The organism is Sphingomonas paludis (assembly GCF_053502515.1).
On record NZ_CP187558.1, the window covers coordinates 1,719,184 to 1,733,024 of the forward strand.

Here is a 13,841-nt window from a genome sequence, read left to right on the forward strand (position 1 = left end):
CGGCAAAGCGTACGCGATTTGCACCAATCGCGGATTATCGTGCCGCCGCTTGTCGAAATGGTTAAGCCGCCATTTCGGATCAATTAGACTTACTGATCCAGGAAACTGCGCATCTTGCGGCTGCGGCTCGGGTGCTTCAGCTTCCTGAGCGCCTTGGCCTCGATCTGCCGAATGCGTTCGCGGGTGACGCTGAACTGCTGGCCCACCTCTTCCAGCGTGTGATCGGTGTTCATCCCGATACCGAAGCGCATCCGCAGCACGCGTTCCTCACGCGGGGTAAGGGACGCCAGCACGCGCGTCACCGTTTCCTTGAGGTTCGCCTGAATGGCAGCATCCACCGGGATAACCGCATTCTTGTCCTCGATGAAATCGCCCAGATGGCTGTCTTCCTCGTCGCCGATCGGCGTTTCGAGGGAAATCGGCTCCTTGGCGATCTTCATCACCTTGCGCACCTTCTCCAGCGGCATGGAGAGGCGCTCGGCCATTTCCTCCGGCGTCGGCTCGCGGCCCTGCTCGTGCAGGAACTGGCGGCTGGTGCGCACCAGCTTGTTGATCGTTTCGATCATGTGCACCGGGATACGGATGGTGCGCGCCTGATCGGCGATCGAACGGGTGATCGCCTGACGGATCCACCAGGTCGCATAGGTGCTGAACTTGTAGCCGCGACGATACTCGAACTTGTCGACCGCCTTCATCAGGCCGATATTGCCTTCCTGGATAAGGTCCAGGAACTGCAGCCCGCGATTGGTGTATTTCTTGGCGATGGAAATGACGAGGCGCAGGTTCGCCTCGACCATTTCCTTCTTGGCGATGCGCGCCTCGCGCTCGCCCTTTTGCACCATGTTCACGATGCGGCGGAACTCGGCCAGGCTCATGCCCGTCGCCTGCGCGATTTCGGCGATTTCGGTACGAATGCGATCGACGCCGTCGGCCTCGTTCTCGACGAAGGCCTTCCACTTCTTGTCGATGCCAGCGACCGAGGCGAGCCAGTTTTCGTCCAGCTCGCTGCCCATATAGGAATCGAGGAACGCAGCGCGGGGCACCTTGTGCCGCTCGGCCAGGCGCAGCATCTGGCCACCCAGGGCGGTCAGCCGCCGGTTATAGCTGTACAGCTGATCGACCAGATACTCGATCTTGGCCTGATGAAACTGAACGCTTTCCACCTCGGCAGTCAGTTCCTCGCGCAGCTTTTGATACTTGCGCTCGTCCGATGCCGAAAAGTCGACGCCAGCCGCCATCGCATCGATACGCTGCTGCTGAACCTTGGAAAACTTCTTGTAGATCGCAGTGATGTTGGCGAACTTTTCCAGCGCCTGCGGCTTCAGCTGCTCCTCCATCTGGGCAAGGCTGAGGGTATTATCCTCTTCCTCGTCATCGGACGGACGGCGCGCGCGGCGCTCGGTCATCGAATCCTCGTCGTCGTCGCCGGATTCCTCCTCGACGTCTTCCTCTTCCTTGAACGACGGGCCGGCGGTCTTTTCGCTGATCTCGCCGTCGCCTTCCTCTTCCTCGTCGGACAGCGATTCGGGCGCAGGATCCTTTGACAGCATGGCGTCGAGATCCAGGATCTCGCGCAGTTGCATCGTTCCTTCGTTCAGGGCGGTGGACCAGCCGATGATCGCGTTGAAGGTGATGGGCGATTCGCACAGGCCCAGGATCATGGTGTCCCGGCCAGCCTCGATCCGCTTGGCGATGGCGATTTCGCCCTCGCGGCTGAGCAGTTCGACTGCCCCCATCTCGCGCAGATACATGCGGACGGGATCATCGGTGCGATCGACCGTCTCTTTCTTCTTCGTCTCGACGATCAGGGTGCCGTCGTCGCTGCTGTCGCCGGCATCCATTTCGTCGGCGGAATCCTCTTCCGCCTCGCCGTCTTCGCCGACATCCTCGTTTTCGACCACGTTGACGCCCATGTCGGACAATGCCGACATGACATCCTCGATCTGTTCGGACGAGAATTGATCCTGGGGCAGCATTTCGTTCAGTTGATCGACGGTGATGTACCCGCGCTTCTTCGCGCGCGCGATCAGCTTCTTGATCGACCCTTCGTTCAGGTCGATCAGCGGCGCATCGCCAGCCTCGATCGTGTCTTCGCCGCCGCCATTCGCCTTCGCCATCAAAACCCTCGAAAATTACTGCTGCGCTGCCCGAACGCAGGATTCTAATCGTCTTTGTCCGAACCCATCAGATTTGCAAGCCGTGCCTTCAACGCCATCGACTCGCGCAACAACGCCTGTTGGCGATCGAAAGCCGCCGGATCGTCGCTGGCGGCGGCGGTTGCCGTCGCCTCGGCCAGCGCCTGTTCGATCCTGGGTCCGGCCGCCAGAATGGCAATCGCTTCACCCAGATCGGCCACGGCGCGCCGCCGCTGATCCTCGACCCTTGCCCGCAGGGTCGCATCGCTCTGATCGTCCACCGCCGCAACGGGTCGGTTGAAACTGAACAGCACCCCGTCTGCACGGAGCATTTCGCCTGCAATCTGATCCAAGCCGGATGTGGCCAATATGGTACGCAGCCGAGCAGTATCAAGCGCTTGATCCTCCAGTGCCACATCGATCACGGCTTCGAACAGTCGCGCGAGGGCCGTGTCGGCACGCGCCAGGGATCCGAGAACCTCCAGGTGCCGGGCGATTTCGGCCGGATGCCGGATCAGGCCGCCCAGCACCGCCTTTGCCAGCACTCGGTCGATCCCGTGTTCCTTGACCCGCTGCGATTCCTCGGTCGGGGGCGGATCGGGGGGTGTCCACCATGGTTTGCCCTTGACCCCACGCCCGGGCTGACGTCCCGGTTGGCGCGGCGTGAACGCCCGTCGCGGCGGTGCGAAATGCGTGTCGCAGCGGTTGCGGAACTCGGCCAAATATTCGCTGCCCACGCCCCTGTCCCCGATTGCGCGGGCATGATCGGACAATCGCCGTTTCAATCCGGCACGCTGTTCGGGCGTATTGAGCGGTTCGGCCGCGAGTTCGTGCCGCCACAGCCGTTCGACCAGCGGTTCGGGCTTTGCCAGCAGTGCCTCGAACGCGGCGGGCCCGGCAGAGCGGACCAGATCGTCGGGGTCCTGACCCTGGGGCAGGGTGACGAAGGACAGGCTGCGGCCCGGTGCCAGCATAGGCAGCGCGCGGGTGGCGGCGCGGATCGCCGCCTTCTGCCCGGCGCCGTCGCCGTCGAAGCACAGGATCGGTACGTCCGCCATCCGCCACAGCCGGTCGAGCTGATGCTCGGTCATCGCCGTGCCGAGCGGCGCGACCGCCTCGTCAAACCCCGCCTGGGCCAGGGCGATGACGTCCATATACCCCTCGACCGCCACGATCCGGCCCGCCTTTCGCGCAGCGGCGCTGGCACGATCGAGATTGTAGAGCTGGCGCCCCTTGTCGAACAGCGGGGTTTCGGGGGAGTTCAGATATTTGGGCTCGCCGTCACCGATGATGCGCCCGCCGAACGCGATCACGCGCCCGCGCGGATCGCGGATGGGGATCATCAGCCGGCCGCGGAACCGGTCATAGGGATCCTTGCCCTCCACCTCGATCAGCAGCCCCGCCTCGATCAGCAGGCGGTCCCCATAATCCTTCAGCGCGTCGCGGATGCCGCGCCGATTGTCCGGGGCATAGCCAAGTCCGAAGGCGCGGGCCGTCTCCGCCCGGATGCCGCGCCGCTCCAGCACCGCCCGCGCTTCCGCCCCGTTCACGCCCCATAGCTGATCGGCATACCAGGCGGCGGCATCCGCGCAGGCTTCGTGCAACCCCTTTGCCCGTTCCGCCTTTTCGGCGGCGCGGGGATCGGGGGCGGGCATCTGCATCCCGGCCGCCTCCGCCAGTTCCTTCACTGCATCGATGAAGCCAAGGCCACGCTGATCCGTCATCCAGCGGATGGCATCGCCATGCGCGCCGCAGCCGAAGCAGTGATAGAAACCCTTGTCGTCATTCACCCAGAAACTGGGCGTCTTTTCGTTATGAAACGGACAGCACGCCTTGTATTCCCGGCCTGCGCGGACGAGCTTCACCGTCCGCCCGACCAGTGCAGACAGCGTCGTGCGCGCGCGCAATTCGTCGAGGAATTGGGGGGAAAGACTCACCCCGCCAGTGCCGCCTTTACCAGCCCGCTGGCCTTGCTCATGTCCAGTTGCGCTGCGTGGCGGGCCTTCAGCTCGGCCATGACGCGGCCCATGTCCTTCATGCCGGTCGCGCCGATATCGGCCTTGATCGATTCGATCGCGGCGGTCGTCTCTGCCTCGCTCATCTGTTGCGGCAGGAACCGTTCGATCACCGCCACCTCGGCAGCCTCCGCCGCCGCCAGTTCGGCGCGGCCGCCCTGTTCGTACATGGCAATCGATTCGCGGCGCTGCTTCACCATTTTCTGCAGGACCTCGACGACCACAGCGTCGTCATCGCCCGAAACCGTTGCCGTGCGCAGTTCGATATCGCGATTCTTGATCGCGGACTGGATCATGCGGATCGTCTGGGTCGTGGCCTTGTCGCCGCCCTTCATGGCGGAAATCACGGCGGCCTGGATATCGTCTCGGATCATGTTTCGTTCACCTGAATCGCAAAACTGGTCTCTAGCGCGGTTGACGGGCGAAGGGCAGGGGTCTAGCGGGCGGGACTTAGCGACATTGCCGGAACCCAACCAGGAGCGACCACCGATCATGGCCGATGCCAAACCCTTGCCTGCGCCGGATGGAGCCACGGGTGTTCTGGTCCTGGCGAATGGCGACGTGATCTGGGGCCATGGTTTCGGGGCACAGGGCAGCGCGGTCGGCGAAGTGTGCTTCCACACCGCCATGACCGGGTATCAGGAGATCATGACGGATCCGTCCTTCGCGGGACAGATGATCACCTTCACCTTTCCCCATATCGGAAATGTCGGTGCGAACCCCGATGATTTCGAGGCGGACGATCCCCATGCACTCGGCATGATCGTGCGCGAAATGCCGACCCAACCCAGCAATTTCCGCAGTGTCGAGACGCTGCCCGAATGGATGGCCAAGCATAACCGCATCGGCCTGGCCGGCGTGGATACCCGCGCGCTGACCCGGCGCATTCGTGGCGGCGGCGCGCCCAATGGGGTGATCGCTCATTCCGTCACCGGCGAATTCGACATTCCCGCGCTCCTGGAACAGGCACGCGCATGGCCGGGGCTGGAGGGGATGGACCTGGCCAAGAGCGTGACGCGCGAGACGCACGGGACGTGGGACGGCGGCATCTGGCGGCTGGGCTTCGGCTATGAAACGGCGGGCGAGGGCGAGCGGCCGCACGTAGTCGCCATCGATTACGGGGCCAAGCGCAACATCTATCGCAACCTTGTCCGTGCGGGCGCGAAGGTGAGCGTCGTGCCGGCCGAGGCGACATACGACCAGATCATGGCGCTGAAGCCGGACGGCGTGTTCCTGTCCAACGGTCCCGGCGATCCGGCGGCGACGGGGGATTATGCGCTGGCTCCGATCCAGCGGCTGCTGGACGACAAGTTGCCGGTGTTCGGCATCTGCCTGGGCCACCAGTTGCTGGCACTGGCGGCGGGCGCGAAGACGACCAAGATGTTTCAGGGGCATCGCGGCGCCAACCATCCGGTCAAGCGGCTGGACGACGGTGTGGTCGAGATCACCAGCATGAACCACGGCTTTGCTGTGGACCGGGGCACGCTGCCCGCCAACGCCCGCGAAACGCATGTGTCGCTGTTCGACGGGAGCAATTGCGGGATCGAACTGACCGACCGCCGGGCGTTCAGCGTGCAATATCACCCGGAGGCCAGCCCCGGCCCGCAGGACAGCTTCTATCTGTTCGAGCGGTTTGTGGGGATGTTGCGGTGAGCGCGACGCGGCAGATCGGGCGGGGTAGCCGCCGGATGCCGGTTCGGAGTGTCAATTGCCGGGGCGTCCGGTGATCGATCCGCTTCCTCCATCCCTTCGGGCGGGAGCGCTTTTGCCGTTGCCAAAGGGGGCCGAGCGGCCGCCAGCCAATCCGGGTCAAGTGCGCGTCGCGGTCGAACCCAGCAGCGCCAACGGCGCGGCTGCGCCTGTCAAACCGGTGACGGCCGATGCGGCAAGACCGACAGGCGGAGCGCGGCCGGGCGAGCCGGTCCAACCGCGTTCCTCGACACAAGGGTCCGACGATGCACGCATCCTCCGCGCCCTGTTGACGCCTGCTGCCGCGTCTGAACTGACGGAGGAAGATGTTGTCCGGCTGACGCGCATTGCATCGCGGGTGTCGGACGACGGCATCTATCTGCCGAACCAGCCCGGGGTGTCGCATCAACCCGTTTCGCCCGAGCGGGCCGCCGAATTGCTTGCGCGGCTCGACCCGGCACTTGTTCAGCGGCTTCAGGGCGGCGTGCCATTTCCGGGCCAATCGGCGGTCGATCGAACGCTTGCGGGCGCGAGCAGCATGGCAACGGTCCGCATCATTCGCTGGACCATGGCGGCATGCGTCGCCGGATTGGTGTTCCTGTTCATCGCGTGGATCCGATGATGCGCCATTGCACGCACCGCAGGATGCCGCCGCGACCGCTGGCACGCCGGCGATTTCATCATTGCAGTCGAGCCGTTCGGCCGATTGCCACATTCAATTGCTGATCAGGACAGACGCAGACCGATGCCCAAACGCACAGATATCTCCTCGATCCTCGTCATCGGCGCGGGCCCCATCGTCATCGGCCAGGCGTGCGAGTTCGATTATTCGGGCACGCAGGCGATCAAGGCGCTGAAGGAAGAGGGCTATCGCATCGTCCTGGTCAATTCCAATCCGGCCACGATCATGACCGATCCGGAGCTGGCGGACGCGACCTATGTCGAGCCGATCACGCCCGCCATCGTCGCCAAGATCATCGAGAAGGAGCGGCCGGACGCCGTCCTGCCCACCATGGGCGGGCAGACGGCGCTGAACACCGCGCTGGCGCTGTTCAACGACGGCACGCTTGAGAAGTACGGCGTCCAGATGATCGGCGCGGATGCCGAGGCGATCGACAAGGCGGAGGATCGGCAGAAATTCCGTCAGGCGATGGACAAGATCGGGCTGGAATCCGCCCGTTCCGCCGTCGCGCACACGGTGGAGGAGGCGATTGCCGCGCTCGACATCACCGGCCTGCCCGCGATCATCCGGCCGAGCTTCACGTTGGGCGGCACCGGCGGCGGCGTCGCCTATAACCGGGAAGAGTTCATCCGCATCGTCACCGGCGGCCTGGATGCGTCGCCTACCACCGAGGTGCTGATCGAGGAATCGCTGCTCGGCTGGAAAGAATATGAGATGGAGGTCGTCCGCGACCGCAACGACAACTGCATCATCATCTGCTCGATCGAGAATGTCGATCCGATGGGCGTCCATACCGGCGATTCCATCACCGTAGCGCCTGCGCTGACGCTGACCGACAAGGAATATCAGATCATGCGCAACGCCAGCATCGCGGTGCTGCGCGAGATCGGCGTGGAGACGGGCGGGTCGAACGTCCAGTTCGCGGTCAATCCCAAGGACGGCCGCCTGATCGTGATCGAGATGAACCCGCGCGTTTCGCGCTCATCGGCGCTCGCGTCCAAGGCGACGGGCTTTCCGATCGCCAAGGTCGCGGCGAAGCTGGCGGTCGGATACACGCTGGACGAGATCACCAACGACATCACCGGCGCGACTCCGGCGTCGTTCGAGCCGACCATCGATTATGTGGTGACGAAAATCCCGCGCTTCGCCTTCGAGAAGTTCAAGGGATCGGAGCCTTTGCTCTCCACCGCGATGAAGTCGGTCGGCGAGGTAATGGCGATCGGCCGCAACATTCACGAATCCATGCAGAAGGCGCTGCGCGGCCTGGAGACCGGCCTGTCCGGCTTCAACGACGTCGAGCATCTGATCGGCGCGCCGCGTGCGGAGATCGAGGCGGCGCTGGCTCAGGCGACGCCGGACCGGCTGCTGGTCGCGGCACAGGCGCTGCGCGAGGGCTTCACGGTGGCGGAGGTACACGCCATCGCCAAATATGATCCCTGGTTCCTGGAGCGGATCAGGGAGATTGTCGAGGCGGAGAATGCGATCCGCGCCGACGGCCTGCCGCGCGATGCGGCGGGGCTGCGCCGGCTCAAGGCGATGGGCTTTTCCGACAAGCGGCTTGCCTATCTGGCGGTGCAGTCGGCAGGTCTTCGCGACCGGTTCCAGGCGCGCGGCGGCCTGATCAACGAAGCGGTCAAGGCGATGACTGGCGGGGTAAACGAGGCGGATGTCCGCGCACTGCGCCACAAGCTGGGCGTGCGGCCGGTGTTCAAGCGCATCGACACCTGCGCCGCCGAGTTCGAGGCGAAGACGCCCTATATGTATTCGACCTATGAAGCGCCCAGCTTTGGCGAGCCCGAGAACGAGGCGATGCCGAGCGATCGGCGCAAGATCGTCATTCTGGGCGGCGGGCCGAACCGGATCGGGCAGGGGATCGAGTTCGATTATTGCTGCTGCCATGCCTGTTTCGCGCTGGCCGATGCCGGGTTCGAAACGATCATGGTCAATTGCAATCCGGAGACGGTGAGCACGGATTATGATACGTCGGATCGCCTCTATTTCGAGCCGCTGACCGCCGAGGACGTGCTGGAAATCCTCGACGTGGAACGCTCGACCGGCGAGCTGGTCGGCGTGATCGTCCAGTTCGGCGGGCAGACGCCGCTCAACCTCGCCAAGTCGCTCGAGGCGGCGGGTATCCCCATTCTGGGCACCAGCCCCGACGCCATCGACCTGGCCGAAGACCGCGAGCGCTTTGCCGCGCTGGTCGCCAAGCTGGGGCTGAAGCAGCCGCTCAACGGCCTGGCGCGCAGCCGGGACGAGGCGGTCGCGGCTGCCGAGCGCATCGGCTATCCGGTGCTGATGCGCCCCAGCTATGTGCTGGGCGGGCGCGCGATGGAGATCGTCGATACGCTGGCGCAGCTGGACGACTATATCCAGACGGCGGTTCAGGTGTCCGGCGACAGCCCGGTACTGATCGACCAGTATCTGCGCGACGCCATCGAGGTGGATGTCGATGCGATCTGCGACGGGACCGATGTCGTCGTGGCCGGCGTGCTTCAGCATATCGAGGAAGCCGGGGTCCATTCCGGCGACAGCGCCTGTTCGCTCCCCCCGCACAGCCTGCCTGCCGAGATCATCGCCGAGATCGAGCGCCAGGCCGAGGCGCTGGCCCATGCGCTGAAGGTGAAGGGGCTGATGAACATCCAGTTCGCGGTCAAGGATGGCGAGGTTTACCTGATCGAGGTGAATCCCCGCGCCAGCCGCACGGTGCCGTTCGTCGCCAAGGCGATCGGCAGCCCAATCGCCAAATATGCATCCCGCGTGATGGCGGGCGAAATGCTCCGCGACATGCCCGCGATCGATCGGCACATCAATCATATCGCAGTGAAGGAAGCGGTCTTCCCCTGGGCGCGCTTTCCCGGCGTGGATCCCGTGCTGTCCCCGGAAATGAAATCCACCGGCGAAGTGATGGGCATCGATCGGGATTTTGCGACTGCCTTCGCCAAATCCCAACTGGGCGCTGGCGTCACCCTTCCCGATGGCGGCACGGTGTTCATCAGCGTCAAGGACACCGACAAGGCGGTGATCCTGCCCGGGGCCAGGATCCTGTCCGAACTCGGATTTGCCATCATCGCCACGGGCGGGACGGCCGATTATCTGGCGGAACAGGGTATTGCCGTGGAGCGGGTGAACAAGGTGGCGCAGGGTCGCCCGCACATTGTCGACCGGATCCTGGACGGCAAGGTAACGCTGGTGTTCAATACGACCGAAGGCTGGCAATCGCTGAAGGACTCGGCATCAATCCGCGCATCCGCCGTCGCGCAGAAGGTGCCCTATTTCACCACCGCCCCCGCCAGCGTCGCCGCATCACAAGCGATTGCCGCCGTCCGTGGCCAATCCCTTGAAGTAAGACCTTTGCAGGCTTATTACTCGTCTTCGCACAATTGATCCCCGATCATTGGTGAACGGTGCGGGCGGCCAGGGGATGGGCCGCTTGGGACGAGATTATTGATGTAAAGGGTTTTAGGGATGGCGACCGTCGAAAAGATGCCGATGCTGGCTCAGGGCTATGAGATGCTCAGCGAGCAGCTCAAGGCGCTGAAGGCGGAGCGCCCGCAGATCGTCGATGCGATCGAAGAGGCGCGGGCGCATGGCGACCTGTCCGAAAACGCCGAATATCACGCCGCCAAGGAACGGCAGGGGCAGATCGAGGCATCGATCGCGGATATCGAGGACAAGCTCAGCCGGGCGCAGGTGATCGATCCCCGCGATCTGTCCGGTGACAAGATCGTGTTCGGCGCGACCGTGACCCTGATCGACGAGGATGAAAAGCCGGTCCGTTACCAGATCGTCGGTCTGGCCGAGGCGGACGCCAAGACCGGCATGATCAGCTATAACTCGCCGCTTGGCCGTGCATTGATCGGCCGGAAGGTCGGCGACGAGGTGGAGGTCACCGTACCCGCCGGGGACCGCTGGTACGAGGTGAGCAAGATCGAGTTCATCTGAGCCGCCGACCACCTTTGGTCGCAGATTGAAAAAGGGCCGCTATCCGATTGGGATAGCGGCCCTTTTTCGTTCAGGCGTTCGGTTCGAGAAGCCGGTGAAGATGGACGACGACATAACGCATTTCGGCGTCGTCCACCGTGCGCTGCGCCGCCGCCCGCCATGCCTTTTCGGCGCTGGCATAGTCAGGATAGATGCCGACGACATCCAGCTTGGACGGATCGGTAAAATCCAGCGTCTGCGGGTCGGTCACGCGCCCGCCGAATACCAGATGCAATTTGCTCATCGGCATTATTCCCCGGAAAGATTTGGTTTGACTCCGCTTACCGTAAACCCGGCGCGGCTCAACCCCCGGGGGCGCCGGGTCAGCCGGATTTCTTCGCTGCTTCCCGTCCCGCTTCCTTCGCGGCCAGGATGACATGCTCGACGATCGAGCCTGCCCGCGCCTTGGCACTCGCCTTGTCCGGGGTCAGCGCGCTCAACTCCTGCCGACCGACTTCACGGGCGGCAGCGGCAGCGGCACCGGCGGTTTGGGTGATGCGTTTGCCGAGCGGCCCCAACACTTCCTTTTCCCGCTGGGTCTTCGGCAACAATGCGCCGGCCGCCATACCGATCGCCAGCCCGCCGACCAGCACCGCCAGCGGATTGTCCTCGACCCGCTTGCCGGTTTCGGACTTGGTGGTGTCGATGGCCGTCGAGACCTTGTCCTTCACGCTGTCGGCGGTCGATTTGACTTTGCTTTTACCGGTCATGCCTTGTCCTTTCCTTGTCCGTTCGGCGACGTTCCCGTCCGCCGCGTTCCGATACCCCATCGTCTCAGCATCATGGCCAGGCCCATCACCAGCGCCAGCACGACGGCCGGTTTGCTGGTCGCTACCTTGCCCGCGACATTGGTCGCCAACTGCCGTCCCTTTCGAGCGGCAGCGGTGGACAGCCGCTCAAGCACCTCGTCCGGGCCAAGCTGATCGCGCAGCCGGGCCGCCGTCACGTCCATTTGGCGACGAGCGGCATTAGCCATCTGGCGCGCGGTCAGCGGGTCGATGCCATTGCTCATTCCGCGTCATCCTTGGGCGCGACGGCGGTGGGATCGAGCGGCCGGACCAGCCGCTTTGCCCGGGCCCTGGCGGTCAGGGCCAGCAGGGCAACCGACGCAAATCCGGGCACCAGCACGATCAGCATCGCCGCCACGAGGCCGACCAACGGTTGCAGCAACAACATCAGCCCGACCAGTGCCGCCAGCAGGAGCGCGGTTACGATTGCCAGCGCGGCTGCACCCATCGCCACCAGCATGATCGCATCACGCGCCCGGTCCCGAGCCACGGCTTCGGCAAACACAGCCTCTGCACGGGCATAGGCGCGGACATCCTTGACCAGCTGGCTCATCAGCTTGGGCACGGTGTCCAGTTCAACGGGATCGGCCAACACTCGCTCCCCTACAGTGCCCGACAATGCGTGTTCAGGCGGCCGGATCATTCTTCGATGCGTTTTCGGCACCGTCAGCGACCGAATCCACGCCAGCCTTGATCACGCGCGCTAGGACGAAGCCGATCGCTGCAGCCGCGCCGATCGCGACGGCTGGCGACTTGCGGACGAAATCGCGCATGTCGTCCATCAGCTCGTCCACATCCTTGCGGTCGATGGTTCCGGCCAGGCCTGCGACGGCGCTGGCGGCGGAGCGGGCATATTGCCCATATTGCTCGCCAACCTTTTCATCCACCGTGCCGGCGGCATCGTCGATCATCCGCGCGAACTCGTTCAGCGCACCGGACGCCTTGTCCTTGCCCTCGGCAGCAAAGCTGCGCGCCTTGTCGGCCGCCTGGCTGCCAAGCTTGCCGGCCTGTTCCTTCAGCGCATCGGTCGCCTTGGGGGTGGCAGTGGCGGTGTCGGCAGTGTCGATCACCGGATCATTGGGAGCCCCAACCGTCGGGGCAACGGGGTCATTCATGGTTTGATCCCTCCATTCGAATTCACTGGCGTCAACCCGTCCCCGGGCCGCTTGTTCCGTCCGACCTTCGATTGCCCGGCAGCAAAACTGCCGATAGAGGCGGGCAGGACGACCGGCGATCAACCGCCCCTCATATCTAGGAGGACCATTTCGTGACCGCAATCATCGACATTCACGCCCGCCAGATTCTGGACAGCCGCGGCAATCCGACCGTCGAAGTCGACGTGCTGCTTGAAGATGGCAGCTTCGGACGTGCGGCGGTGCCGTCCGGCGCATCGACCGGCGCGCATGAGGCTGTGGAGCGGCGCGACGGCGACAAGGGCGTCTATCTGGGCAAGGGCGTGCTGGGCGCGGTCGAAGCGGTCAATTCCGAGATCTTCGAAGCCATCACCGGCATGGATGCCGAGGATCAGGCCGATATCGACGCCGCGATGATCGAATTGGACGGGACGGAGAACAAGGGGCGGCTGGGCGCCAACGCCATCCTGGGCGTATCGCTGGCAGTGGCGAAGGCGGCGGCGGATGCGCGCGGCCTGCCGCTGTATCGCTATGTCGGCGGCGTGTCGGCGCACGTCCTGCCGGTGCCGATGATGAACATCATCAATGGCGGCGAACATGCCGACAATCCCATCGATTTCCAGGAATTCATGGTGATGCCGGTCGGTGCCGAAAGCCTGTCCGAAGCGGTGCGCTGCGGTTCGGAGATTTTTCACACGCTGAAGAAGAAGCTGCACGAAAAGGGTCTGGCGACCGGCGTGGGCGATGAGGGCGGTTTCGCCCCGAACATCGCCAGCACACGCGAGGCGCTGGACTTCATCATGTCGAGCGTCGAGGCGGCCGGATACAAGCCTGGCGAGGACGTGATGCTGGCGCTGGATTGCGCGGCGACCGAGTTCTTCAAGAACGGCCGATACGAGATTTCGGGCGAGGGCCTGTCGCTGACGCCGCACGAAATGGCGGATTATCTGGCCGAGCTGACCCGCGCCTATCCGATCCTGTCGATCGAGGACGGGATGGGCGAGGACGATTTCGAGGGGTGGAAGGCGCTGACCGACAAGGTCGGTGGATCGGTCCAGCTCGTCGGCGACGACCTGTTCGTCACCAATCCCAAGCGTCTGGCAATGGGCATCGAGCAGGGGCTGGCCAATTCGCTGCTGGTCAAGGTGAACCAGATCGGCACGTTGACCGAGACGCTGGCGGCGGTGGGCCTGGCGCAGCGTTCATCCTATACCGCAGTCATGTCGCACCGGTCCGGCGAGACCGAGGACGCAACCATTGCCGACCTGGCGGTCGCCACCAACTGCGGTCAGATCAAGACCGGGTCGCTGGCGCGGTCGGACCGGCTGGCCAAATACAACCAGCTGATCCGAATCGAGGAGGAACTGGGTGCTGCCGCCGTCTATGCCGGGCGCAGCGTCCTGCGCCGCTGATCG

General features: G+C 64.3%; 13 protein-coding genes. 5 read left to right on the plus strand and 8 right to left on the minus strand.

The features are described 5' to 3' along the window. Positions 1–89 precede the first annotated feature (89 nt). Genes rpoD through ACPVPU_RS08430 form a run of 3 tightly spaced genes read right to left on the minus strand, consistent with a single transcriptional unit; the run spans position 90 to position 4,524 of the window. Positions 90–2,117 (minus strand): RNA polymerase sigma factor RpoD, encoded by a 2,028-nt coding sequence (gene rpoD / locus ACPVPU_RS08420; protein ID WP_448657482.1) that lies wholly within the window; start codon positions 2,115–2,117, stop codon positions 90–92. 44 nt (positions 2,118–2,161) lie between these two features. After that, complete coding sequence (gene dnaG, locus ACPVPU_RS08425; RefSeq protein WP_448657483.1) at positions 2,162–4,072, minus strand: DNA primase; 1,911 nt, start codon at positions 4,070–4,072, stop codon at positions 2,162–2,164. Continuing rightward, positions 4,069–4,524, minus strand: a complete 456-nt coding sequence (locus ACPVPU_RS08430; protein ID WP_448657484.1) for a GatB/YqeY domain-containing protein — start codon at positions 4,522–4,524, stop codon at positions 4,069–4,071. The genes dnaG and ACPVPU_RS08430 overlap by 4 nt, the downstream gene beginning before the upstream one ends. A 118-nt stretch (positions 4,525–4,642) precedes the next feature. Here ACPVPU_RS08430 and carA point away from each other — a divergent pair, with 118 nt between their 5' ends. The 4 genes from carA (at position 4,643) to greA (ending at position 10,466) form a co-directional block, all read left to right on the plus strand. Continuing rightward, entirely contained in the window at positions 4,643–5,803 is a 1,161-nt protein-coding gene (gene carA, locus ACPVPU_RS08435) for a glutamine-hydrolyzing carbamoyl-phosphate synthase small subunit (protein ID WP_448657485.1), read from the plus strand. Between the two features lie 160 nt (positions 5,804–5,963). Further along, positions 5,964–6,461 carry a hypothetical protein gene (locus ACPVPU_RS08440; RefSeq protein WP_448657486.1) on the plus strand — a complete coding sequence of 166 codons (498 nt, stop codon included), beginning with the start codon at positions 5,964–5,966 and terminating at the stop codon, positions 6,459–6,461. A 123-nt stretch (positions 6,462–6,584) separates the two neighbouring features. Then, entirely contained in the window at positions 6,585–9,908 is a 3,324-nt protein-coding gene (gene carB / locus ACPVPU_RS08445) for a carbamoyl-phosphate synthase large subunit (protein WP_448657487.1), read from the plus strand. An 81-nt stretch (positions 9,909–9,989) separates the two neighbouring features. Next, complete coding sequence (greA, locus tag ACPVPU_RS08450) at positions 9,990–10,466, plus strand: transcription elongation factor GreA (protein ID WP_448657488.1); 477 nt, start codon at positions 9,990–9,992, stop codon at positions 10,464–10,466. Between the two features lie 70 nt (positions 10,467–10,536). On the opposite strand, the gene ACPVPU_RS08455 is transcribed toward greA, so the two are convergent. From ACPVPU_RS08455 to ACPVPU_RS08475, 5 genes are all read right to left on the minus strand, one after another. Then, complete coding sequence (locus ACPVPU_RS08455; RefSeq protein ID WP_448657489.1) at positions 10,537–10,749, minus strand: DUF4170 domain-containing protein; 213 nt, start codon at positions 10,747–10,749, stop codon at positions 10,537–10,539. A gap of 79 nt (positions 10,750–10,828) precedes the next feature. Further along, positions 10,829–11,215 (minus strand): hypothetical protein, encoded by a 387-nt coding sequence (locus ACPVPU_RS08460; RefSeq protein ID WP_448657490.1) that lies wholly within the window; start codon positions 11,213–11,215, stop codon positions 10,829–10,831. Beyond that, positions 11,212–11,517: a hypothetical protein gene (locus ACPVPU_RS08465; protein WP_448657491.1), complete on the minus strand. Its 306-nt coding sequence runs from the start codon at positions 11,515–11,517 to the stop codon at positions 11,212–11,214. The genes ACPVPU_RS08460 and ACPVPU_RS08465 overlap by 4 nt, the downstream gene beginning before the upstream one ends. After that, positions 11,514–11,885: a phage holin family protein gene (locus ACPVPU_RS08470; protein ID WP_448657492.1), complete on the minus strand. Its 372-nt coding sequence runs from the start codon at positions 11,883–11,885 to the stop codon at positions 11,514–11,516. The genes ACPVPU_RS08465 and ACPVPU_RS08470 overlap by 4 nt, the downstream gene beginning before the upstream one ends. Positions 11,886–11,919: 34 nt before the next feature. After that, positions 11,920–12,408: a hypothetical protein gene (locus ACPVPU_RS08475; protein WP_448657493.1), complete on the minus strand. Its 489-nt coding sequence runs from the start codon at positions 12,406–12,408 to the stop codon at positions 11,920–11,922. 152 nt (positions 12,409–12,560) lie between these two features. Between ACPVPU_RS08475 and eno the strand changes: the two genes are divergently transcribed. After that, entirely contained in the window at positions 12,561–13,838 is a 1,278-nt protein-coding gene (gene eno, locus ACPVPU_RS08480) for a phosphopyruvate hydratase (protein WP_448657494.1), read from the plus strand. Positions 13,839–13,841 lie beyond the last annotated feature (3 nt).

Bases quoted from the DNA above. Each gene is read 5' to 3' on its own strand.
- rpoD (WP_448657482.1), bottom strand. From the start codon at position 2,117: ATGGCGAAGGCGAATGGCGGCGGCGAAGACACGATCGAGGCTGGCGAT.
- ACPVPU_RS08430 (WP_448657484.1), bottom strand. From the start codon at position 4,524: ATGATCCGAGACGATATCCAGGCCGCCGTGATTTCCGCCATGAAGGGC.
- carA (WP_448657485.1), top strand. From the start codon at position 4,643: ATGGCCGATGCCAAACCCTTGCCTGCGCCGGATGGAGCCACGGGTGTT.
- carB (WP_448657487.1), top strand. From the start codon at position 6,585: ATGCCCAAACGCACAGATATCTCCTCGATCCTCGTCATCGGCGCGGGC.
- greA (WP_448657488.1), top strand. From the start codon at position 9,990: ATGGCGACCGTCGAAAAGATGCCGATGCTGGCTCAGGGCTATGAGATG.
- ACPVPU_RS08455 (WP_448657489.1), bottom strand. From the start codon at position 10,749: ATGAGCAAATTGCATCTGGTATTCGGCGGGCGCGTGACCGACCCGCAG.
- ACPVPU_RS08460 (WP_448657490.1), bottom strand. From the start codon at position 11,215: ATGACCGGTAAAAGCAAAGTCAAATCGACCGCCGACAGCGTGAAGGAC.
- ACPVPU_RS08465 (WP_448657491.1), bottom strand. From the start codon at position 11,517: ATGAGCAATGGCATCGACCCGCTGACCGCGCGCCAGATGGCTAATGCC.
- ACPVPU_RS08475 (WP_448657493.1), bottom strand. From the start codon at position 12,408: ATGAATGACCCCGTTGCCCCGACGGTTGGGGCTCCCAATGATCCGGTG.